Origin of the sequence: Listeria ivanovii subsp. londoniensis (assembly GCF_000763495.1) — a bacterium.
Classification (GTDB): domain Bacteria; phylum Bacillota; class Bacilli; order Lactobacillales; family Listeriaceae; genus Listeria; species Listeria londoniensis.
Genome location: NZ_CP009576.1, coordinates 47,584 through 71,445, shown reverse-complemented (window position 1 = coordinate 71,445; position 23,862 = coordinate 47,584). Strand labels below are relative to the sequence as shown.

21 protein-coding genes are annotated in these 23,862 nt (G+C 37.7%); 1 reads left to right on the top strand and 20 read right to left on the bottom strand.

Going from position 1 to position 23,862, the window contains the following annotated elements:
• Positions 1-2: 2 nt before the first annotated feature.
• The 8 genes from JL53_RS00315 to JL53_RS00280 all read right to left on the bottom strand — a co-directional run bounded on the left by JL53_RS00315 (position 3) and on the right by JL53_RS00280 (position 6,811).
• Positions 3-1,907 carry a beta-glucoside-specific PTS transporter subunit IIABC gene (locus JL53_RS00315; protein WP_003718101.1) on the bottom strand — a complete coding sequence of 635 codons (1,905 nt, stop codon included), beginning with the start codon at positions 1,905-1,907 and terminating at the stop codon, positions 3-5.
• A gap of 203 nt (positions 1,908-2,110) precedes the next feature.
• Positions 2,111-2,752 (bottom strand): copper homeostasis protein CutC, encoded by a 642-nt coding sequence (locus JL53_RS00310; RefSeq protein WP_038406352.1) that lies wholly within the window; start codon positions 2,750-2,752, stop codon positions 2,111-2,113.
• A 53-nt stretch (positions 2,753-2,805) separates the two neighbouring features.
• Positions 2,806-3,510 (bottom strand): SIS domain-containing protein, encoded by a 705-nt coding sequence (locus JL53_RS00305; RefSeq protein WP_038406350.1) that lies wholly within the window; start codon positions 3,508-3,510, stop codon positions 2,806-2,808.
• A 27-nt stretch (positions 3,511-3,537) separates the two neighbouring features.
• On the bottom strand, positions 3,538-4,365 hold the full coding sequence (locus JL53_RS00300) for a PTS system mannose/fructose/sorbose family transporter subunit IID (RefSeq protein WP_074673777.1): 828 nt from the start codon (positions 4,363-4,365) through the stop codon (positions 3,538-3,540).
• On the bottom strand, positions 4,340-5,143 hold the full coding sequence (locus tag JL53_RS00295; RefSeq protein ID WP_038406346.1) for a PTS mannose/fructose/sorbose/N-acetylgalactosamine transporter subunit IIC: 804 nt from the start codon (positions 5,141-5,143) through the stop codon (positions 4,340-4,342). The genes JL53_RS00300 and JL53_RS00295 overlap by 26 nt, the downstream gene beginning before the upstream one ends.
• 22 nt (positions 5,144-5,165) lie before the next feature.
• Entirely contained in the window at positions 5,166-5,654 is a 489-nt protein-coding gene (locus JL53_RS00290) for a PTS sugar transporter subunit IIB (RefSeq protein ID WP_003718095.1), read from the bottom strand.
• A complete protein-coding gene (locus JL53_RS00285) occupies positions 5,654-6,055 on the bottom strand; it encodes a PTS sugar transporter subunit IIA (protein ID WP_038406344.1) in 402 nt (133 codons plus the stop codon). The genes JL53_RS00290 and JL53_RS00285 overlap by 1 nt, the downstream gene beginning before the upstream one ends.
• A 15-nt stretch (positions 6,056-6,070) precedes the next feature.
• Positions 6,071-6,811, bottom strand: a complete 741-nt coding sequence (locus tag JL53_RS00280) for a GntR family transcriptional regulator (RefSeq protein WP_003718092.1) — start codon at positions 6,809-6,811, stop codon at positions 6,071-6,073.
• 247 nt (positions 6,812-7,058) lie between these two features.
• Here JL53_RS00280 and JL53_RS00275 point away from each other — a divergent pair, with 247 nt between their 5' ends.
• Complete coding sequence (locus JL53_RS00275; protein ID WP_038406342.1) at positions 7,059-7,883, top strand: C39 family peptidase; 825 nt, start codon at positions 7,059-7,061, stop codon at positions 7,881-7,883.
• A 154-nt stretch (positions 7,884-8,037) separates the two neighbouring features.
• Here the strand turns inward: JL53_RS00275 and JL53_RS00270 are convergent, their stop codons facing one another.
• From JL53_RS00270 to gyrB, 12 genes are all read right to left on the bottom strand, one after another.
• Positions 8,038-9,471 carry a 6-phospho-beta-glucosidase gene (locus tag JL53_RS00270; RefSeq protein ID WP_038406341.1) on the bottom strand — a complete coding sequence of 478 codons (1,434 nt, stop codon included), beginning with the start codon at positions 9,469-9,471 and terminating at the stop codon, positions 8,038-8,040.
• A 162-nt stretch (positions 9,472-9,633) separates the two neighbouring features.
• Entirely contained in the window at positions 9,634-9,966 is a 333-nt protein-coding gene (gene qoxD / locus JL53_RS00265) for a cytochrome aa3 quinol oxidase subunit IV (RefSeq protein ID WP_014091592.1), read from the bottom strand.
• Between the two features lies 1 nt (position 9,967).
• Positions 9,968-10,579 (bottom strand): cytochrome aa3 quinol oxidase subunit III, encoded by a 612-nt coding sequence (gene qoxC / locus JL53_RS00260; RefSeq protein WP_011700895.1) that lies wholly within the window; start codon positions 10,577-10,579, stop codon positions 9,968-9,970.
• Positions 10,567-12,546: a cytochrome aa3 quinol oxidase subunit I gene (gene qoxB, locus JL53_RS00255; RefSeq protein ID WP_038406337.1), complete on the bottom strand. Its 1,980-nt coding sequence runs from the start codon at positions 12,544-12,546 to the stop codon at positions 10,567-10,569. The genes qoxC and qoxB overlap by 13 nt, the downstream gene beginning before the upstream one ends.
• A 17-nt stretch (positions 12,547-12,563) precedes the next feature.
• Entirely contained in the window at positions 12,564-13,670 is a 1,107-nt protein-coding gene (gene qoxA, locus JL53_RS00250; RefSeq protein ID WP_038406334.1) for a cytochrome aa3 quinol oxidase subunit II, read from the bottom strand.
• A 342-nt stretch (positions 13,671-14,012) separates the two neighbouring features.
• The gene (locus tag JL53_RS00245) at positions 14,013-15,092 is read right to left on the bottom strand and encodes a phosphomevalonate kinase (protein WP_074673772.1); all 1,080 of its coding nucleotides are present in this window, start codon (positions 15,090-15,092) and stop codon (positions 14,013-14,015) included.
• Entirely contained in the window at positions 15,073-16,044 is a 972-nt protein-coding gene (gene mvaD / locus JL53_RS00240; protein WP_038406332.1) for a diphosphomevalonate decarboxylase, read from the bottom strand. Before mvaD ends, JL53_RS00245 begins: the two co-directional genes overlap by 20 nt.
• Entirely contained in the window at positions 16,001-16,969 is a 969-nt protein-coding gene (gene mvk, locus JL53_RS00235; protein ID WP_038408082.1) for a mevalonate kinase, read from the bottom strand. Before mvk ends, mvaD begins: the two co-directional genes overlap by 44 nt.
• A gap of 143 nt (positions 16,970-17,112) precedes the next feature.
• Positions 17,113-17,631, bottom strand: coding sequence for a spermidine N1-acetyltransferase (speG, locus tag JL53_RS00230; RefSeq protein WP_038406331.1), 519 nt, complete (start codon positions 17,629-17,631; stop codon positions 17,113-17,115).
• A 14-nt stretch (positions 17,632-17,645) separates the two neighbouring features.
• Positions 17,646-19,160: a cardiolipin synthase gene (cls, locus tag JL53_RS00225; protein WP_038406330.1), complete on the bottom strand. Its 1,515-nt coding sequence runs from the start codon at positions 19,158-19,160 to the stop codon at positions 17,646-17,648.
• A gap of 133 nt (positions 19,161-19,293) precedes the next feature.
• Entirely contained in the window at positions 19,294-21,819 is a 2,526-nt protein-coding gene (gene gyrA, locus JL53_RS00220; protein WP_038406328.1) for a DNA gyrase subunit A, read from the bottom strand.
• 94 nt (positions 21,820-21,913) lie between these two features.
• Entirely contained in the window at positions 21,914-23,854 is a 1,941-nt protein-coding gene (gene gyrB, locus JL53_RS00215; RefSeq protein WP_052010508.1) for a DNA topoisomerase (ATP-hydrolyzing) subunit B, read from the bottom strand.
• Between the last annotated feature and the right edge of the window lie 8 nt (positions 23,855-23,862).

The window sequence follows — 23,862 nt, the reverse complement described above, 5'->3', positions numbered from 1 at the left end:
TTTTAGATTACTAGTGTGATTAGACGATCTTCTAATTTAGCTTCTTTAGAATCAGTAATCATTACGTCTAGATATGAACCTGAATTTGTGATTACTACTGGAGTCGTTACATCATATCCCGCTTCTTTAATACTTTCAATATCAAATTCGACTAATAATTGACCTTTTTCAATCGTATCACCTTGTTTAACATGTGCTGTGAAGAATTTACCTTCTAATTGAACTGTATCCATACCAATGTGAATCAGTACTTCTGCGCCGTCATTTGTTGTAATACCAACTGCGTGACCTGTTGGGAAAATGGTTGTTACCGTTCCTGCTGCTGGAGCGACTACCCGTCCTACAGAAGGGATAATTGCAACACCTTTACCAAGTGCGCCGGATGAAAATGCTTCATCTTTTACGTCTGCTAAAGTAACGATTTCTCCAACTACTGGAGCTGGAATTGTTTCACGTTCGATTAAAGTTTCGCCTTCAACTGTGTTAGATTTTTCAACTACTGCTTCTGCTGGGTCTTTGAATCCAAGTACATAAGTTAGGATGAAACCAAGGATAAAGCTGATAGCAATTGCGATGAACACCCACCAAAGTGAGCTGTCAATTCCTGTACCTGGTTTAATGAAACTCGGAATACCAAAAATTCCAAGACCACCAATAATATAACTTTGAGCTCCTGCAAACCCAATAATTCCTCCACCAATACCACCAGCGATACAGCTCATGATAAATGGTTTTTTCAGCGGTAAAGTAACCCCGTAAATCGCTGGCTCAGTGACACCAAAGATACCGGAAATAAATGCTGGGATACTAAGAGATTTAATTTTTGTGTTTTTAGTTTTAAAGAATACTGCGAGTACCGCACCGATTTGTGCGAAAGATGCTCCGAATGTCATTGCTAAAATTGGATCATGTCCAAGTACTGTGAGGTTGTTGATTGCCACTGGTACAAGACCCCAGTGAAGTCCAAAAATAACGAACACTTGCCAGAAACCACCTAATAGTAAACCAGCAACAACTGGACTTAAATGATAAACCCAAATGGTACCTGCTCCAAGTAACTGACCTGCCCATGTAGCAATTGGACCAATAACTAGGAATGTTAGTGGTACTACTACTAATAATGTACAGAATGGAACTACGAATGTTTTTACTACATCTGGAACGATTTTTTTGAAACCTTTTTCAACTTTAGAACCAAAGTATGCTGCTATGATAATCGGAATAACAGAAGATGCATAAGACATCAAGATAACTGGAATTCCTAAGAAAGTTATATGAATTGGAGATTCAAAAATAGTACCTCCGAAAAGAGTATAAATTGGATCACCTGCAGAAACGCCAGCAAGTGTCGGATAAACTAACGATGCACCAATAGCCATCCCAATAAATATATTCCCACCAAATTTTTTCATTGCTGTGTAACCTAGGAATATTGGGAAGAAGTAGAATAAACAATCCCCAATTGCATAAAGCAAAATATATGTCCCTGATGTTTCGGTAAGCCATCCAAATGCTAAGAACATTGCTGTGAAACCTTTAATCATACCTGTTGCGGCTAATACACCTAAAACTGGAGTGAATACGCCAGAAATCATATCAATAAATCGGTTAAAAATATTTCCACCTGATTCTGAACTACTATCTTCAGCACCTTCAGCAGAGATCCCACTAACGGCTAATACTGCACTAAATACATCTGGTACATGGTTACCAATAACTACTTGGTATTGACCACCACTTTTAATTACGGAGATAACTCCATCAAGCTTTTCAATTTCTTTAGTGTTTGCAATACTCTCATCTTTCAGTTTAAACCGAAGTCTGGTAATACAATGGAAAACACTGTTGATATTTTCTTTACCGCCAACATTTTTCAAAATGTCTTTTGCTAACTGTTCATATTTCATTTTGACGACTTCCTTCCTCTTTTTGGTTTTTTGGGCAAAAAGAAAAACCTAAGCTCATTCGAGGACTTCACGTATAAACGTGTCCTACAAATCAGCTTAGGTTTTGCCCAATGAATTGGTAACAATCCTTTGTGATGAGATAAATATATCATATAAAGAAAACGGTTGCAAGTATTTTTTAAAATAATTTTATTTGAGGATATTTAACTATCCCCAAATAAGTTAGTGCCATGGATTTCCACGGCGCCGGTTTCCTTTACTATCCATTCGTAGTTGTGTGATTTAATTCCTCCTCCAGGCAAAACAATCAATCGATCCCCAGCATAATCAATATATTTTCGCCAAGTTAAAAAAGTTTCTTCTGGAAGTAATTTCCCATCACCCCCATGAGTTAAGATTCGTTTTATCCCCTGTTCTGCCAACCAATCTATCGCAGCTAATTTTTCTGAATCTGCTAATTCATCAAATGCCATATGGAATGTCACATCGATACCATTTGCTGCTTGCATCAGTTCTTTTATAGCTAGTTTATCTAGTTTTCCATCTATAGTTACACAACCAAATACAACTCCATTTACTCCTAACTTTTTATACATCAAGATATCCCCGCACATGATTGCTATTTCTGCATTAGAATAGATAAAATCACCTTTTCTTGGCCGAACCATCGCCATTACATCTACTTTCTTATCTGAGCAAAAGGCGACCACATACTTTGCAACACCATAACTAACAGAAGTCCCTCCCTCTGCCAAGTTATCACAAAGCTCCACTCGATTTGCGCCTGCTACTATTACCTCTGCAAGCCCCGTTATGTTCTCAATACACGCTTCTTTTAAAACCATCTCAAGCCTCCAAAAAGCGCAGAAATAAAAATCTATTCCCGCGCCAATTTTTATTAATAGTGGAAAATCCGATCCGCAAATTTATCTTCAATTGCAAAATTATATTCATAACCACCGTCGATATTAGCACTACGATAAACGGGTGGCGTATAACCCTGCTCAAGCATAAGTTCCACCGCTTCATAGATAGTTTGTTGCAAAAGAAGTACCGCAGAGAAAGAGGAAGTACCACAAACCTTGCCTTCTAATCCTTCTAGCTCAAGTGCAGCATCCCCTTGAACAGACCGATTATCCAAAATCACATCCGCAAATTCATACAAAAGTTTTCCAGATGAATGTCTAGAAGCCGCGGTTTGTGACGCATCTAATGCAGTTACAACAATCAATTTAGAGCCTTGCGCTTTAACCCATTCAGCAAGCTCTATTCCCATTGGATTTCGACCAGAGTTAGATATTAGGAAGAAAATATCATTTGGCATCGCTTGTAACCGGTGCGTAAGTAAAGAACCGACACCTTCAATTGATTCATAGTAGCCACCCGCAGGATCATTAATTGCTTTAGATGGAATGAGTCCGCCAGCTCGACCACAAACCTCAATTGCCGCCGCATAGGAATGGCCACTACCAAAGGCTTGGATAATACCGCCATTCATAATACTGTCTGCTACCAATTTTGCTGCTTGATGGATACTTTCTGCCTGCGTCTTTTCTAGTTCCTCTGTTAATTCACGTGCTTTGTCAAAAAATGTTAAACCCATTTTGTCATTTCCTCCAATTTTTATTATTTAACCTAGAATTTTTAGGTTGTATAAAATAATCGCAATAACCATTACTAATAAAATTGCTTTTGTTGATGTCATTTTTTTATAGCCTAAAAGTGTATAGATTAGCGCTACAAGTAATACTGGAACTAAAGAAGGCATGATTTGATCAAGCATATCTTGCATTTTCAGTTCCACTTTTCCTGATTTATAGACAAATGGTACAGTGGCGGTGATAACTGTTGGTATTAAAGCTCCTACTACAGTCACCCCGAGCAAAATTGCCGCATCGGTTAACGCGTTAAGTCTATCCGCGAATTCGGTCACTAGTTTGGCACCCTGCTTATATCCTAGTGGCAATAAGGTGAATCTAGCTCCAACAACTAAAATATTTACTAATACCCATATTACAACACCCGTAACATTCCCTTGGAGTCCCATATAAGCTGCAATTGAGCCAAAAATAGTAGGCAATATAACTCCGAAAATAGTATCTCCAACCCCAGCAAATGGTCCCATAAGTCCCGTTTTAAGACCTGTGACAACTTCTTTAGAGGCTTTCTTTTCACGTTCTTCAATCGCCATATCCATCCCAAGAATCAAACCACCGACCATTGGATTTGTATTGAAAAACTGATTATGCATATTCATCATATCTTTTAAATCATCGTCAGCTTTATATAATTTCCGAAGTGTTGGCAAAATACTATAAAGATAACCTGTCGACATCATTCGCTCATAGTTCCAACATATCTGACTACCAAATAACCACCGGAAATTGGCTGCTATTAAATCACGTTTTTTGAGGACTTTCTCAAAATCAACTTCAGTCTTCGTATTCGCCATCTTCATTCTCCTCCCCAACTAGTGCTGCTCCATTTGTTCCCGCAGCTACCGGATTTTTGAAATTCTGTTTGAAATAGATGATTGCAAGTGCCACTCCGATTAGCGCCACTCCAAGCATTGGTACTTTTAGATACGCGGCTGCTACAAAACCAATAATTAAGTAAGCAACAAATTTTTGTGTGGGTAAATATCTAAGGAGAATCGCGATACCTACGACAGGAAGTATTCCACCAGCGACGCGAAGTCCTCCCATCAGCCAATCAGGAATCTCATTAAGAATAAAATCAACAACACTTTGTCCAAAAGTCAGCATTATAAATACTGGTAAAGCACGTGATAACGCCCATGGTAACGCTCCGTACCAAATATTCCGTTTTACCGCCGAGATATTCCCCGAAGTAATATTTGAATCGATCCGATGCAAGAAAAATGTATTGGTAAATCTAGCCAAAATATCTAATTGTACCATCAAAAGTCCCACTGGAATAGCTAAACCAATAGCAAATTCTGCATTTTGCCCTGATAATACTGCAAAAACTGTTCCGACAATTGCTCCAGTTGTAAAATCAGGAATGGAAGCCCCGCCGTATGTCCCTACACCTAAAACCATTAATTGTAATGTCGCTCCAATGGCAAGCCCAAGTACCATGTCACCCATAATGATTCCAGTAAGCGTCCCCGTTATTACAGGGAAATTAAGTCCTATTACTAATGTTAAAGCATCAAGAATTGTACAAGCTGCAAGTAAAACCAACAATATAATCTGCCAAACTGCTAAATCCATTGTCGTTCTCCCTTCTAACTTTTTATTTTTTTAACAAACTAGCAAATTCCACTGCATCTTCACTCGGAACCATTTGTGCAGTGATTTTAATCCCTTTTTTCAATAAATAATCAAAATCTTCCAAATTTTCTTCCGTTACGCTAACTGATTTCTTTATTTGGTGACTCCCTGCTTTTGTGGACATATTCCCAACATTGATTTGCGGTAATTCCACACCAGCATCTACTAATCCGCGAAGTGCAAGTGGCGACTTAACGATTAAGAATATTTGTTGACCCTCATATTTCCCATTATTTATATTATTTGCTGCCCCTTTCACAGTGAGAATGCTTAATTTCACACCAGAAGGAACTGCAGTTTTCAGAGCTACTTTTTCCATGTCACTTTTTACAACTGCATCATCTACAATCATAATTCGATTGGTTTTGATAGTATTTGTCCACATTGTTGCTACTTGTCCGTGAATCAATCGCTCATCAATTCGTACATGTTTAATTCCATTACTTCCCATCAGTCCTCTTCCTCCCCGTCCTCACTTACTGTCATATGATTTGGTTTTAGCTCCACAAATCGAATATTATTCTTTGCACCGCGAATAGCCTCATCCAAGTTTTCTCCTAAACTTAGCGGAATAATTAATCCTAAAGATAAACCAGCTAGAATCGTTACTTTCGGATTTTCCCCAGCAAAAATTTGCGCTGCGTTACAAGGGGTGCCGCCAACTACATCCACAATGATAGCGGTTTCATTTTCACTTGAATAAGCTTCCATATAGGCTTGTAAAACATCTGCCACCCCCATTTCTTCCGTAAAACTAATTGCAGAAATATTCGTTGTTTGGCCAGTAATCATGTGGCAACTCTTCTTCACTTCTTGCGCGTACTGGCCATGTGCCGCAATAATATAGTCCAACTAATTCGCTCCTTTCTACTGCTTTTTCTTTTCAATTTCTATGGAGTAATAATTGTGTTTTAAATAACTTTCAATATATTCATAGGGTTTTCCCTCTGGCACATAAGTTATTCTTTCAATATGATAAAGTGGTAGTTCCTCATCGATTCCGAGTAATTTTAAGTTGTTTTTATCTTTTACTGGAAATTCGACTTGGATTCTTTCTTTCATTGCTTCGTGCAGAATGTTAATGTCATAAAGCTCTTTAATTACCTCAGATAAAGAATTAAAACGTTCTAAATCAGTCAAATCAACATTGATCAAATTCGTTTTTGCCATATAGTTGTTTTGGACTGTCCAAGGCATATCATCAATCAAACGAATTCGTTGAAAATGAACAATCATATTTTCTGGTGGAATTTGGAGATTTTTCGCAATTCGCGCATCTTGAATTTCATTGATTGCAACAACTCTGGTGTGTTCGTTGGTGATTTTCGTTTTACGATTAAATTTGCCCTCTGGAATCGTTGTATACTCGTTAAAAATGACTTGCTCATTAATAATCGATTTACTTACATATGTACCTTTCCCTTGGTACCTTGCTAAAATTCCCGCTCGCACTAATTCATGTAAAGCACGAACTACAGTGGTATTGCTCACATTATATTTCTTTTTTAGTTCATCCTCTGAGTAAATTTTTTCCCCTGGCTTAAACGTTCCATCATTGATTAAACGCTTGATATCATTAATTATTACGGCATATTTTGGTTCTGCCATGACTTTTCCCCCTAAAGCATCCCGCGTGTTAACACGTTAAGTTTTAGGTTAATGGTACCATGATACATTTTTGATTGCAAACGAGAATTCGCTTGCTATAGCTGAACATTATGATAATAACCGGTTAACACGTTAAGTTCATTTTCATAGTACCATGGCGCACATATTTATGCAAGCGTTTTCTTATCGTTTTTTATTTTTTAAAAAAAGGGTATAACATAGTAATCTGCAATCGAAAGGGGAAATAATGGGAGCTATTTTGAATAAATGGGGGAAATTGTTACTTATTTTGGGACTTGTTTTTAGTGTATTTAGTGTTGCTACTCCTGGTCACGCGTCGACAAAAGAAGTTGTAATCAACAAACAGATGATTACAACAGCCAATTTAAATATCCGTGCAAGTAGCAACACATCTAGCAAAGTTGTCGGGTGGCTTACGAATAAGACCAAATTCAAAGCCATCGCAAAAACATCCAACAACTGGTACAGACTTAATTATAAAGGAAAAAAAGGGTATGTATCTGGGAAGTATGTGAAAACATCTGGTGCTACGACTCCCGCACCCAAACTATCAACTCCAAAGATTATTCAAATGAACGTACCTTTAATTGTACAGCGTCCACAACTTCCAACCGGATGTGAAATTACAAATTTAGCAATGATACTACGTTATGCTGGTAAAAACGTGGATAAAGTGAAGTTGGCAAAAGAAATGAAACGTCATAAATCAAATCCAAATTACGGTTTTGTAGGAAATCCTTTTTCTAAGAGTGGTTGGACGATTTACCCACCTGCTTTAGTAAATCAAGTTAAAAAATATGCTGGTAGTGCTAAAAATATGACTGGCACAAATTTGACGGGGATCAAAACACAGTTAAACAAGAAGCGTCCAGTTGTTGCTTGGGTAAGCAATTTTCACGGTTTTTCCGTTCATGCGATAACGATTACTGGCTACGATAAAAATAATTTTTATTATAATGATAGCTGGTCTGGCCAAAAAAATGCCCGAATTTCACAAAGTTACTTTAATACCTGTTGGAGCAAACAAGCGAAACGGGCGATTTCTTATTAATGGAAAAAAGGTTGGGACAAAAGGGTCTCTAAAATGAAAAACAAGCAGAAATCATGTCTATTCCATTTTTCGAAATGGCTCTATACAATGATTTCTGCTTTTCTATTTTCCAACTTTTATTGCTAAGCTTTAGTTATATCCAACCTCTTTTTTATTAATCGATATCTTTACCATTTGTTTCAATAACTTTTTTATACCAGTCGAATGATTTTTTCTTCGAGCGGTCAAGTGTTCCGTTACCTTTATTATCACGATCTACATAGATAAAGCCGTAACGTTTTTTCATTTCGCCAGAGCCAGCGCTAACAAGGTCGATGCATCCCCATGGTGTGTATCCAAGAAGTTCTACGCCGTCTTCAATTGCTTCACCCATTTCGCGTACGTGTTCGCGCATGTAGTCGATACGGTAATCATCATTAATTGAACCGTCTTCTTCTACTGTGTCCACTGCACCTAAGCCATTTTCCACGATGAAAAGTGGTTTTTGATAGCGGTCATAAATGGTATTCATTGTAATACGTAGACCTAGTGGATCAATTTGCCAACCCCATTCGCTTGCTTTTAAGTATGGGTTTTTTAGTGTTGCGAAAACATTGCCTTCAGTTTCTTTATTTTTCTCAGGATCTGCACTTGTCAGACGAGAAGAATAATAACTAAAAGCTATATAATCTACGGTGTTATCGCGTAGTGCTTCTACATCGCCATCTTCCATTTTGATGTTGATGTTGTTTTCTTTAAAGAAGCGTTTTGTATAGCTTGGGTAGTAACCGCGTGATTGAACATCAATGAAGAAGTATCCTTCACGATCAGCACCAATTGATTTCCAAACATCTTCTGGATTACAAGTCATTGGATAAGTGTTACCCGCTGCAAGCATACAACCGATTTGGTTTTCTGGATTGATTTCATGTCCAAGTTTTGTTGCAAGAGCTGATGCAACTAGTTGGTGATGCGCCGCTTGGTATTTCACTTCTTCTGGATTTTCTTCTTTAGTAACGTCTAAACCGCCACCAATGTACGGAAGATGAAGAATCATGTTAATTTCGTTAAATGTCATCCAATATTTTACTTTATCTTTATAACGCGTGAAAATCGCTTCACAGAAATTCAAGTAAAAATCGATACATTTACGATTTTTCCAACCACCATATTTTTTGAAAACTTCAAGTGGTGTATCAAAATGGTTAATTGTAACAACTGGTTCGATGCCGTATTTATGACATTCATCAAAAACTGCATCATAAAATGCTAATCCTTTTTCATTTGGTTTCGCTTCGTCACCATTTGGGAAAATACGTGGCCAGCTGATGGACATACGGAAACATTTGAATCCCATATCCGCCATTAATTTAATGTCTTCTTTATAACGATGATAAAAATCAATGGATTCGTGACTTGGGTAAAAACCATAATCTGTAGCAAGCGCTTTCGCTGGATTGAATAAAGCTTCCCAACGTCCGTCCTCTACTGTTGGAAGGATATCTACAAGTGAAAGTCCTTTACCGTCTTCAAGGTAAGCTCCTTCACACTGGTTTGCAGCAACTGCCCCGCCCCATAAAAAATCTTTAGGAAATTTTGATTCTGTCATTTTTGTGTATCTCCTCTCACATTTATAATTTACTTCTTAACTATAGAATATGTAATGCATTACAGAGCAAGAAATAAAATAATTTTTTTATTTAAAGCGTTACAAAACGTGTAATACCAACAAAAAGCTAGCATAGAAAATTAATTCCATACTAGCTTTTTTTTACATTAAATGATTCATATGACCAATTTCCATTACCCAATAAGAACCAATAACAACGACAATCGCAATAAATGCTGCGAATAAAATATTTCCAATTTGAATTTTCCCATCGCGGCCTTCTGTCATGTGCATGAACATTAGGAGCTGTAAGGCAGCCTGGATGAAGGCAAAGATGAAAATGATAACTACCTTTACATTAGTTGTTAGCGTCGAGTAAAGAGCTACCCAGACGGCTAAGAGCGTTAAAATAATCGATAACGCAAAGCCAACAATGTGTTTCCACGGAATGCCACCTTCAGCATGAGCTGCATTTGATTTATTATTTTGCGCCATATTAGTTCACCATCCCGAGCAAGTAGACACCTGTGAAAATAAAAATCCACACAACATCAAGGAAATGCCAGTATAAACTGGAAATAAATACTTTTGATGCTGTTTTTGGCGTCAAACCATGCATTTTAATTTGAATCAGAATAAAACTAATCCAGAAAATCCCAACCGTTACGTGAAGACCATGCGTCCCGAGTAAAACGAAAAATGCAGACCAGTATGAACCTACTTGCATCGTTACACCTTCCGTTACATAGTGTGCAAATTCATAAAGCTCAAAACCAACAAATCCCGCACCTAGAATCAATGTAATAATCGAGTAAATCGTCAACATTTTCACATTGCCTTTGCGCATCTCACCAATCGCGAGACCACACGTAAAACTACTTGTTAAAAGTAAAAATGTCATAATTAATACTAACCACAGCTCAAACATTTCAGCTGGCGGATGCCCCGCATTAGAGCCAGCTTTTCTCATAACAAAGTAAGTCGCAAAGAGGGTTGCAAATAAAGCAATTTCAGCGCCAAGGAAAATCCAGAAACCAAGAATATTTAATCTGCCTTGTTCTGACCTGTACTCAATGGGAAGATTTTTGTTTGCTTCTACAGATTCCATGGGTTACCCTCCTTTACACCAGTCGCAAGTTCGCGTGCATTGTGTTCTTCGGTTGCTTTAATTTCATCCACTTCAACGTGATAGCCGTCATTGTTTTGGAATGAACGATAAACCATACATCCCAAAATACCAATCAGTCCAATAATTCCTAACCAATACCAGTAGAATACTAGACCAAAACCAGCAATGAAGAAGAAGACGGACATCACAAAGCCAACCATTGTGTTACTTGGCATATGAATAGGTTTATAATTTTTATCATTCACATAAGGATCGCCTTTTTGTATTCTATTCCAGAAATCATCCAAATCATTCCATTCTGGTAAAACAGCGAAATTATATTTTGGCGGAACAGCAGAACTTGTAGCCCATTCAAGCGTACGAGCATCCCACGGGTCACCAGTGACTTCACGTTTCGAGTTTTTATAACTGTAGTAAATGTTATAACAAAGAACTAAGAACGCAATACCCATCAAGAATCCACCAACTGTAGAAATGAAGTTAAGCGTTGTCCAGCCATCACCTTGTACGTAAGTGTAGATACGACGAGGCATACCATCAAGTCCTAAGAAATATTGCGGGAAGAAACAAACGTTAAAACCAACAACGAAAATCCAGAAGAACCATTTACCAATTTTTTCATTTAATCTGTAACCGACCATTTTTGGATACCAGTATGTAAGCCCGGCAAAACAGGAGAATACGGTTCCGGCGATTAATACGTAGTGGAAATGCGAAACTAAGAAATACGTATTGTGATATTGATAGTCGGCCGCAGCCATCGCAAGCATAACCCCAGTTACCCCACCAACAACAAAGTTAGGGATAAAAGCAAGCGACCAAAGCATTGGGGTTGTGAAGGTTATTCGCCCTTTATACATCGTAAATAACCAGTTGAATATCTTAATCCCAGTCGGTATCGCAATCATCATCGTCGTAATCGAGAAGAAGGAGTTAACGAGCGCTCCTGACCCCATTGTGAAGAAGTGATGGACCCAAACAAGGAAACTTAGTAAGGAAATAACAGCCATCGCAGCAACCATCGCCGGATAACCAAATAGTTTTTTCCTGGAGAAGGTGGAAATGATTTCGGAAAAAATACCAAATGCCGGTAAAATTACGATATACACTTCCGGATGCCCCCAAACCCAGAATAGATTGGCCCACATCATCGGGAGTCCGCCATTCGTGAGTGTGAAGAATGCCGTTCCAAACAATCGGTCAAATGACATCAACGCGAGAGCTACTGTTAATACTGGGAAAGCGAAGATAATAATTAAACTAGTAATTAATGAAGACCAAGTAAACATTGGCATTTTCATTAAAGTCATCCCTTTTGTACGCATTCGTAAAATCGTAACGAAGAAGTTAATTCCCGTCATCAGTGTACCAATACCAGCGATTTGAACCCCTAGAAGGTAGAAGTTAATTCCATATCCAGCACTAAAATCTGTGGCTAGTGGCGCATAGTTTGTCCAACCAGCGTCCGGCGAACCACCGATAACAAAAGATAAGTTAAATAGCATCGCACCCATAAAGAATGTCCAAAAACTTAAGTTATTTAAAAACGGAAATGCCACATCACGTGCACCAATTTGAAGTGGTACTGCAATGTTCATAAGACCAATAATAAACGGCATTGCCATAAATAAAATCATAATAGTTCCGTGCGTAGAAAACACTTCATTGTAATGCTGTGCATCTAAAAATTTCATATCCGGTAAAGCGAGCTGGGTACGCATCATCAGCGCATCCACACCACCACGGAAAAACATTAAAACCGCAGCAAGCAAATACATAATACCAATTTTTTTATGATCAACAGAGGAAATCCACTCTTTCATGAGCCATTTCCATTTTTTTGTGTAAGTTAGTAACACAACGATACCGACACTAGCAAGCACAATAGATATCTGTGCACCTAGGATCATCGGGTCGCCGGTTACGATAAACTCATTCCATTTCATGCCTTATGTCCCCCCTTTTAGTTCTCTGTGTCATCCGATTCTTTTTTATTAAACTCATTCGTTTGGATATCATCTTCCATTTTCTTCATTTCATCCTCACGATGTTTATCCTCATGGTAACCTTCTCCGTTTTTAATAATTTGTGGCTCCATATCGTGGCGCTCAAATTGCGGATTAGTTACGGTAACAGGACGAACCGGCAAGAGTGGTTTATCAGAAATGGTTGATTTTGTATTTGGATTATGTGGGTTAGTCATCTCATAACCAAAACGTTTGTACGCATAGAAAACATACTCTGGATCTGCTGCAACATCAACAAATGCTAAATGCGTACCAGAATAAGTTTTTTTCTTAGAGCTTCCAGGTATTAAGAGACGGTCATAGATGTCTTGCGTAATAACTGGTGAACTTGCTTTCGTTTCTTTTGCCCATTTTTTAAAGTCTGTTTCAGATTGTGCTACTACATCAAAGCGCTGATCTGCAAAGCCTTCTCCATTGAAGTTTGCATTACGTCCTTTGTATGTACCAACTTCATCTGCTTGTAAATATAAATTCATTGTCATCCCAGACATCGCATATTTTTGTCCACCTAATTGCGGTACCCAAAAACTTGTCATCGTGTCTGCGGAAGTTAATTTGAATAGTACCGGACGATTTGTCGGGATATTTACGTAGTTCACCGTTTCGATTGATTCATCTGGGTAACTAAAAATCCATTTCCAATCCGCACTTGTTGCATAAATAATAATTGGGTCTTTATGCGAAGTCACTTTTGGTGCTTCTTCCCCTGCATAAATTGTTTTTACGGTCGGAATAGCTAGTGCAATAACAATAGCAACTGGAATTAATGTCCAAAAAATTTCCAACTTCTTGCTACCATGCATATCCGGCTCATAGTTTGAAATATCTTTCCGTTCGCGGTATTTAACCAACATAATCGTAAATAATACAAAAATCGTTAGTACTATAACCAGCATAAATATAATCGAATAAATAATTAAGTCCGACTGACCTTTTGCAACTGGCCCTTTTGGATTAAGTACCGTCAAATCACCACAACCACTTATAAGGCCGGTAACCCCAAGCAGTGCCGTGAGCAGCAAAGATTTAAGTAACTTTGACACCCGAATCCCCTCTTTTCCTTTTGATGTTTTCTAATGTGTATTTTTGCGCAAAAATACCATTACCGGAGTGCTGAAAGAAGCTTTTTTACAACTCCTATGTAACTGAAAAAATGCTGTGATTTTCTTGTTTCTAAATAAACTCACAAACTTTTTTAAACTTGGATAGCATTTTTAGAATCACTATGTTCATACTCTAACTCATTATATCTGATTTGATACCTTAGTTCAAAAACTTGATATATTAAATATTTCACAAACTTTTATTCTCTTCTCTATTCCCTTGATTGTGAAATTCGAAACAAAAAAAGCAGCAAACAAAATTGCACTGTTCACTGCCTTCATTTATTCCGTTATCTGCACTTTTCCTGTATGGAAAGGTAAATGCTTAATACCTAGTTTTTCCCAGTTATGAACGAGTTTTTCTGCTAATTCTGGTGTTTTTGAAAAAGCTATTCCGCAATCTCCGCCACCTGAACCAGAAGATTTTCCAGCGCCGCCATTTTTTTCAGCTGAATCGGCTAATTGTTCTAATAAGCTTGTTTCAATATTGACTCCTGCTTTTGTTCCCAAATCTTGAAGGATACGGCGATTTTCCTTAATAGAGGAATAAAGTAGCTCCTCATCTTTTGTATGAAAAGCTTGAATAATTTGTTTCATAATTTGATTATTTCTTGTTAAAAATTGTTGGTAGTTCTCATTATCTTCTTGTTTAAACGCATGAATTTGTGAAACTAATTTGCCCGTACTTACCGGTGTCCCAGTCCAACCAACTGAAAAAGTTGATACAGGCTCTTCTAATGTTTCAATTTCAAGAAGTGGCCAAGGTTCTTTCATAAACCATTCAAGTGATTTATAAGCTAACCGATGCTTCACCCATTCTTGATCAAAGGTTGTATAAGCAATCCAGCCACCATACATACAAGAAGCAATATCACCACAAGAACCATTACCTTGAACAACTAAATGCGATAAAGCAGCTAATTTGAATTTTTTTAGCATAGATATTTCTGGATAAAATTTCGTCATCAGTGCATTAATTACAGCCACAGTTGCTGCTGCACTTGATCCTAAGCCATATTTAGCACCTGACTTATCAATTAGTTCTGTTTCAATCATCATTTTAACAGGTGTGAGTTCTATTCCCTCAGATTTCAGAAATGTTGTGGCGATATTAATGGCTTCTGCTGTAAATGTCCAGTGCTCTCCATCTGGTTTAAGTTCACCGCCAACTGGCCACGAAACAGGATTTTCATAATGCGGTATCCATAATTCATTTCGCTCACTATCTTCTAAAGTCAATGTTATATAACGATTAACCGCTGTCAGAATTGCTGTGTGACCAGATTCTACAACAGCATATTCACCGGCAACATATAATTTTCCAGGTATTTTAACTTGTAGTTTATTTTTCATCTGATACAACACTCGCTTCCTTACCAGCGTGGCAAATTAGAACGTTTTTGGTTAGCTCTGACAACTTTTCTGCAACAATCCTCTCATTTTTACGCTCACAAATAACTTTCACATTAGGTCCAGCATCCATTGTGAAATATGCTGGTATTCCATTTCCACGTAATTCTCTAACTGCATCCATTATTTCAAGGGATAAAGGTTTAAAATAAGTGAACGGTGGTTCTGCGCCAAGTGTTGTTGCATGCATTTTCATTCCGTTTTGCTCAGTAATTTCACCAACTTTGATGAAATCCTCTGCTAAAATGGCTTGTTTCATTTCTTCTAAGTCTGATTCAGCAGCAGCAACCCAATTTTTGAAAAACGGTGATGTTTCCACTGTGGAGCGCATGCCATCACGGCTGGAGACTTTCTTTTTCTTATCAGAAACAACAGCGATAACCATTGATATTTTATCGCTTAATTTTTTTGTGAAAGGTACAGCAAAAGAATCACTACCATCTGCTAATTCGCCTTTTTCCCAAATGACAAAATCGCCATAAATCGAACGTGAAGCCGATCCAGAACCGAAACGTGCCAATTTGGAAATATATTGTTGGGTATCATTTCTACCCGCAGCATGTGATCCTGCGAGCGCTAGAGCAGCAAATGCCGAAGCCGATGAAGCAAGTCCAGCAGCGGTTGGGACATGATTTTCCGAGATTATCAGAGCTCTTGCATTCAAACCAAATTCTTCGCGCATTTTATCAATAAAACGGGTTACTTTTGCATCTGTTTTTTCTTCGCCATCCAAGATAAACCTGTCATGCTTTAGATTGTCGTCCCATTCTATGGTTGTTTTCGTATAAAATTTGTCTACAGTGAAGGATAAACTACTATTTGCAGGTAGAATCAGCTGTTCATCGCGTTTTCCCCAGTATTTAATTAGCGCCACATTCGTATGTGCGATGGCTGTTGCTCTCATAACTACCTTCTCCTATCGTAAAAATCCATTCTTGTGCAGCTCCAGCTTTATGAAGTGCCTTTGTTATATTTTTAGCAATTTCCTGGTTTTTAGCTACAGCAATAATACAACCACCTCTGCCTCCACCAGTAAGTTTTGCCCCATCTGCTCCATTACTTCTAGCAACTTCAATCAAATTTTCTAAACTGCTATCACTAACAGTCAAAGTTTCCAAATAACTTTGTGCTCTATTCATTGCAGCACCAATCTTCACAGTATCTGCATTACCTTCTAAACAAGTCTTTATTTCCCGGGAAATATCACCAAGCGCATGAATTATTTCTCCAATTCCAGCTTGATTTTTTTGATAAAGTTTTTGGACATCCGCAACTGCTGCTCTAGTTTCACTTGGAATTCCTGTATCTGCAACTACAAAAGTAACTTTTTTAGGAAAGTGCATGATTTCTAATTTTCTATCACGTTCATACCAAACTGGCTTTTCGCTAACTACAGTGATTGCATCTACACCACTTGCATTCCCATGCGCAATTTTTTCTGCTGCATTAACAATCGAAAGTAATTTTTTGCCATCTAATTCTTGCTTAAAATAGTTATAGAGACCGCGGGCAATACTTGTTGCTACTGCTGCACTTGATCCTAACCCTCGTCCGATTGGAACTCCTGATGTTACATGAATTGATACGCTTTCTCCTTGACCAATTTCTTTTAGAATATTTACAACTAGTGCTTTAATACCTGCTAAAAAATCGGGCATATCTTCTAAATCACCTGAAAAAAATGCTGAAGAAAATTTGGTTTTTGTAGAAGCTTCTATATCTGTAGTTACTACTGCTTGTGTAAATGGGACTGAAATTGCCGGTTCTCCGTATACAACTGCATGTTCTCCGCATAATATCATTTTAGCTGTCCCAATGCCTGTAGCCAATGTGCGCCAATCCTTTCTCCATCTAAATAATACAACTTTTAATACTTCATGATACCATAATTTTTTCACTAAAACCTTATTATAGAACTTTTTCCAAGCCAAAACAATGACTGGCACTAACTTTTCCAGTGCCAATCATTAATTTAGATATCCATTTCTTTGTATTGATGCTGAAACAGACACATTCGAATTGCATCATGGTACGTTCCATCAACAAAAAATTCATCCATTAATTCACCTTCACGAATAAAGCCCACTTTTTCATAAATATGAATTGCTTTTTCATTTACTTTATCGACAACTAAATATAATTTATGCATATTTAGCACGTGAAAAGCGTACTTCATCGCAAGTTTCGTGGCAGATACCGCGTACCCATGACCTTGGAACTTAGGATCAATAATAATTTGAAATTCCGTTCTTCGGTGAATATAATCAATTTCCATCAACTCTACTAACCCAACCATTTGACCATCTAATTCTAAAATAAAACGGCGCTCTGATTGATCGTGAATGTGCTTATCATATAGCTCTTGAAGTTCGACAAATGCTTCATATGGCTCTTCAAACCAGTAAGACATTATTTTCGCATCATTATTTAACCGATGAACAAATTTTAAATCTTCGCGTTCAAGCGGCCTAAGTTTTAAATCTCCACTCATTTTTCCACTCCTAATTATAAAATTGGTGATAGTAAACTTGAAAGAACTTCTTTTATACGAGTTATAGTCGTTTTTTCTTCCATGTCTTTCATCGTAAACAGTCGACTATCTTCAAAATCCTTCTTAAAGTCACGTTTTAAATGCTGAATTGCTTCACTTTCGTCATATAAGAACACCATTAATTCATGATTTAACCTAAAACTACGGACATCAAAATTAGCTGTCCCAACTGCTGCATGTGTTCCATCTACTAACATTGCTTTTGCATGAACAAAAGAGTCATCTTGATAAGCATACATTTTTGCCCCTGCTTCAATCATTGTTTTCACATATGCATTACTCCCGTGAAAAGATATTCCTCGATCACCTTTTCCTGGAATAATGACACGCACATCTATACCACTAAGTGATACTCGGCGAATAACCGCTAAAGCTTCCTCATCAGGTACAAAATAAGGAGATACTATCCAAACGGATTCTTTTGCAGAGTCCATTAAATCGAGCATTGAATCACGAACCCATTTTTCTTTGTCATATGGTCCACCGTAAATTACTTGAGCCCATTCATCCCCCATATTTACTGGTGAAAAGTATTGTTTTATTCCAGCCTCACTAATAAATTTATCTGAAGCACCCTTTTTATTTTCCATGTAGACCCAGTCGTTCAAGAAAGACTCTTGTAACTCAATAACTGCTTGCCCGGTAATTTTAATGTGTGTGTCACGCCAAACACGAAAATCTGGCGTATTAGAACGATATTCTTCTCCAATATTAAGACCACCTGTAAAGCCAATTTGGCCATCAATGACAACAATTTTACGGTGATTTCTTAAATTTGCTGTACGTACAATCCATGGTGAAGTAACCGGATCAAATGCATGAATCTCTACACCAACATCTGTTAAAGGCTTCAAAAAATCTTTTTTCAATTTACTTGAGCCTAGTCCATCAAACATAAAACGAACTTCCACGCCAGCTTTGGCTCTTTCTATCAGAATATCGCGAATCTCGGTGGAAATTTCATCCGTTTTAAAAATATAGTATTGAATGTGAATATGATTTTCTGCCTTTCTCAGCGCATCTAGAAGCACTGGGAAAGTTTCTTCACCATTTGTTAGGATTTCTATTTTGTTGCCTTTAATCGGCTCAATCGATGTTAAATGTGCTATTCTTTTTGATAGTTGCGGTAATTTTTCTTCGGTGTTATTTGGAATTTCGTGAATCGCTTCAATCAGTTTTTCTTTTTCTGTTACTTGAGCTGTTGTGAATATTCTTGTTGCTGGATTTCGACCGAATACTAAATAACTAATTGTTCCAAGGACAGGTATTACAAAAATAACAGCAATCCAGGCAATTTTTGAGCTAGTATTCCGTTGATCAAACAATAACAATCTAATGGCTATAATGACTCCACATAATTGAATGATTATACTCGAAATTAAAAATAGAGTAGCTGCTTGAGTAATTAAAAGATATTCCACTAATGTTAAAACAACTGCGATAACAAGAAATTGAATCAGTTTGCGCATAGTTACAACTCTTCCCTTTTTTAGACGTATTACAGATATTATACATAATTTATAGCTAAATTGCGCTTTTGACCACTAAAAAAGCTGGAAAAACATCCTAATTCAAAAATTAGATTGTTTTCCAGCTCTGTTTTTATTCTTCTATGTCACTTCCAGGACCATCTTCAAAACTTTCATCAGGTACTTGTGTGATAAGAGTTTCGTCGATTTCTTCCTCAATTTCTATCTCTTCTTCTTTTGGAACTTTCGCTACAGTGGCTACTTTTTCGTCTTCATCAAGGCGAATTAGTTTAACACCCATTGCGCTACGGCCAGTTTGTGATACGGTATCAATTTCGAAACGAATTAATACGCCGCTCACTGTCATGAGCATTAAGTCTTCTTCACCTGTAACTGTCTTCATAGCTACAAGATTTCCGTTTTTCTCTGTAATTGTAACAGTTTTAACACCCATACCACCACGGTTACGAAGTGGATACTGGGAAGCAGGCGTTTGTTTGCCGTAACCTTTTTCTGTTACAACTAATACTTTTTCATCATCTTCAAGTACTTCCATACCGATAACTTCATCGTCTTCACGAAGTCTGATACCACGAACCCCAGCAGCTGTACGACCCATTACCCGAATATTTTCTTCTGGGAAATAGATTGATTGGCCATGTTTCGTTGCGATAATCATGTTTTTAGTGCCATCAGTCATTTGTACAGAAATTAGTTCATCATTTTCGCGAAGTTCAACAGCACGGAGACCACTTTGACGAATTTTTGCAAATTGAGATAGAGTAGTACGTTTCACAACACCGTGTTTAGTTGTGAAGAATAAGTAGCTATCATCCGTGAATTCAGATAAATTAATCACTGCATTCACTTGTTCTTGACTTTCGATACCAAGTAAGTTGATGATTGGAATACCTTTCGCTGTGCGTCCATACTCAGGTACTTCATAGCCTTTCGAACGGTAGACTTTCCCCGTGTTTGTAAAGAATAATAGTGTATCATGCGTGCTCGTTGCAACAAGATGTTCTACAAAATCATCTTCATGGGTAGACATACCTTGAATACCACGACCACCACGACGTTGACTACGATAAGTTGATAATGGTAAACGCTTGATATAACCACGTTTAGTCAAAGTAATCGCTACTTCTTCTTCTGGAATTAAATCTTCGTCTTCCAAGCTGACTAAATCACCAGCTAAAATTTCCGTACGACGTTTATCGGCATATTTAACTTTGATTTCTTCTAATTCTTCCCGAATAATTTCAAGAATACGTTCATCATCAGCTAAAATGGCTTTTAAATCGTTAATTAATGCTACCAAGTTTTGATATTCTTCTTCAATTTTTTCGCGTTCTAAACCTGTTAAACGTTGCAAACGCATATCTAAAATGGCTTGCGCTTGTTTATCAGAAAGATTAAATTGTGTCATTAAACCTTCTTTTGCAACATCAGATGTTTTTGATCCACGAATTAATTTAATAATCGCATCAATATTATCCAGTGCAATTCGTAAACCTTCTAAGATATGAGCGCGTGCTTCTGCTTTACGAAGCTCAAACTCAGTCCGGCGGCGAATGACTACTTTTTGATGTTCTAAATAATAATAAAGGATTTCTTTTAAATTAAGCACTTTTGGATGATTATCTACTAGTGCAAGCATATTAATACCAAAAGTCGTTTGTAGAGCAGTCATTTTGAATAAATTATTCACGATTACACTAGCGCTAATGTCACGACGAACTTCTATAACAATGCGCATTCCAGAGCGGTCAGACTCATCATTTAGAGAAGTAATTCCATCAATTTTTTTCTCGCGAGCAAGTTCCGCGATACGCTCAACTAGGCGTGCTTTATTTACTTGATACGGAATTTCTGTAATAACAATTGTTTCCTTACCATTTTTCTTTTCTTCAATGTCCACACGACCACGAACGGTAATGGAGCCACGACCACTTTCATAAGCACGACGAATTCCACTGCGCCCCATAATCATCCCAGCCGTTGGGAAATCAGGTCCTGGAATATACTCCATTAATTCGCGAATACTAATATCAGGATCATTACTAAGCGCCAAAACACCGTCAATTACTTCACCAAGATGGTGGGTAGGGATGTTTGTTGCCATACCAACTGCAATACCTGATGAACCATTGACAAGTAAGTTAGGAAAACGCGCTGGTAAAATAACTGGCTCACGCTCAGAACCATCATAGTTATCTGCATAATCAATTGTATCTTTGTTAATATCACGAAGTAGTTCCATTGAGATTTTTGACATCCGAGCCTCTGTATAACGCATCGCTGCTGCCATATCGCCATCGACTGAACCAAAGTTACCATGTCCGTCAACCAGCATATTACGATAGCTAAAATCTTGCGCCATCCGTACCATTGTAAAATAAACTGCTGTATCGCCGTGGGGGTGATATTTACCAATAACTTCCCCAACAATACGAGCTGATTTTTTATATGCTTTATCCGATGTCATCCCAAGATCATTCATCGCATATAAAATACGACGGTGAACTGGTTTTAATCCGTCACGAACATCTGGTAGGGCACGGGCAACAATTACACTCATTGCATAGTCTAAGAATGATGTCCGCATTTCTTTATTTAAGTTTATCTCTGTTATTCGTTGATTTGGTGTTTCTGCCATTGTTAGAGAAACCTCCCTTTCAAAAGTAAGGTTGAAGCTAGTTCAAACCTTTTAAAACAATCAATAACTAAATTTATTACCCAGGAAATATTTATTAAACATCCAAGTTTTTAACATATTGTGCGTTGTCTTCAATGAACTTACGACGAGGTTCCACGCGGTCACCCATCAACATTTCAAAAGTTTCATCGGCATCAATAGCATCTTTAATATTTACCTGAAGTAGCGTACGATGTTCTGGATTCATTGTTGTATCCCAAAGTTGCTCTGGATTCATTTCTCCAAGACCTTTATAGCGCTGAATGCTGAATTTAGTGTCTTTATCAAGCGATGCAAGATAATCTTCTAACTGTCCATCGCTATAGACATACTCCACTTGCTTACCATGTTTAATTTGATAAAGCGGTGGTTGAGCAATGTAAATATAACCAGCATCAAGAAGTGGACGCATATACCGATAAAATAATGTTAACAGCAATGTACGAATATGTGCGCCATCGACATCAGCATCCGTCATAATAATTAGTTTATGATAACGTGATTTTGAAACATCGAAATCTCCACCAAAACCAGTACCCATTGCGGTAAAAATAGTCCGAATTTCTTCGTTTGCTAAAATACGATCCAAACGTGCTTTTTCTACGTTCAAAATCTTACCACGAATCGGCAAAATTGCTTGGAATAAACGGTCACGACCTTGTTTAGCAGAACCACCAGCTGAGTCACCCTCAACGATGTAAAGTTCGCTGATTTCAGGATTACGTGAAGAACAGTCTGCTAGTTTACCTGGTAAGCTAGAAATTTCCAGACCGCTACTTTTACGAGCAACTTCACGGGCGCGCTTAGCAGCTAGACGTGCACGAGAAGCCACCACACCCTTCTCAACGATTTTTTTAGCAACATCTGGGTTTTCCATCATGAATTTATTTAAAGCTTCAGAAAACAGCTTATCCGTGATAGAACGAGCTTCTGAATTTCCAAGTTTAGTTTTTGTTTGTCCTTCAAATTGTGGATCTGGGTGTTTAATTGAAATAATTGCTGTTAAACCTTCACGAACATCTTCCCCAGAAAGGTTATCATCACTATCTTTAAATAGTTTGTTACGGCGTGCGTAGTCATTGATAACCCGCGTTAAAGCCGTTTTAAAGCCGGATTCATGTGTTCCACCTTCATACGTATGGATATTATTCGCAAATGAAATAATATTGCTTGAGAAACCTGTATTATATTGCATGGAAATTTCAACCATAATATCATCGCGTTCGCCTTCCAAATAAATTGGTGGCTCATGGATAACGTCTTTTGCTTTGTTTAAATGTTCCACGTAAGAACGAATTCCGCCTTCATAGTGGAAATCTTTACGTACTTTGTGCTCTTCACGTTTATCTTCAATCGAAATCGTTAAACCACGATTCAAGAAAGCAAGCTCACGTGTACGAGTGCGAAGTGTATCAAAATCAAATTCGGTTGTTTCTGTAAAAATTTGTGGGTCTGGAGTGAAGTGAACAATAGTTCCACGATAATCTGTTTCACCTTGTTCTTCCATATCCATTACAACATCACCACGTTCAAAACGTTGGTAATATTTTTGCCCTTCACGGTGAACGTATACTTCAAGAGACGTGGAAAGAGCATTAACTACAGATGCACCAACTCCATGAAGACCTCCAGATACTTTATATCCGCCACCGCCAAATTTACCACCAGCGTGAAGCACAGTGAAAATTACTTCTACGGTTGGACGACCAATTTTTTCGTTAATCCCAGTTGGTATCCCGCGTCCATTATCGCGAACAGTAATACTATTGTCTGCTTCGATTGTAATTTCAATTTCTGTACAAAAACCAGCAAGCGCTTCATCAATTGCATTATCAACAATTTCCCATACAAGGTGATGGAGTCCGCGTTGACTAGTTGAACCAATGTACATACCAGGTCTTTTTCTCACAGCCTCTAAGCCTTCGAGTACTTGAATTTGATCTTCGTTATAATCTGAAGCACTTTCATGCACATTCGTAATATTTTCTTCTGACATTAATTATT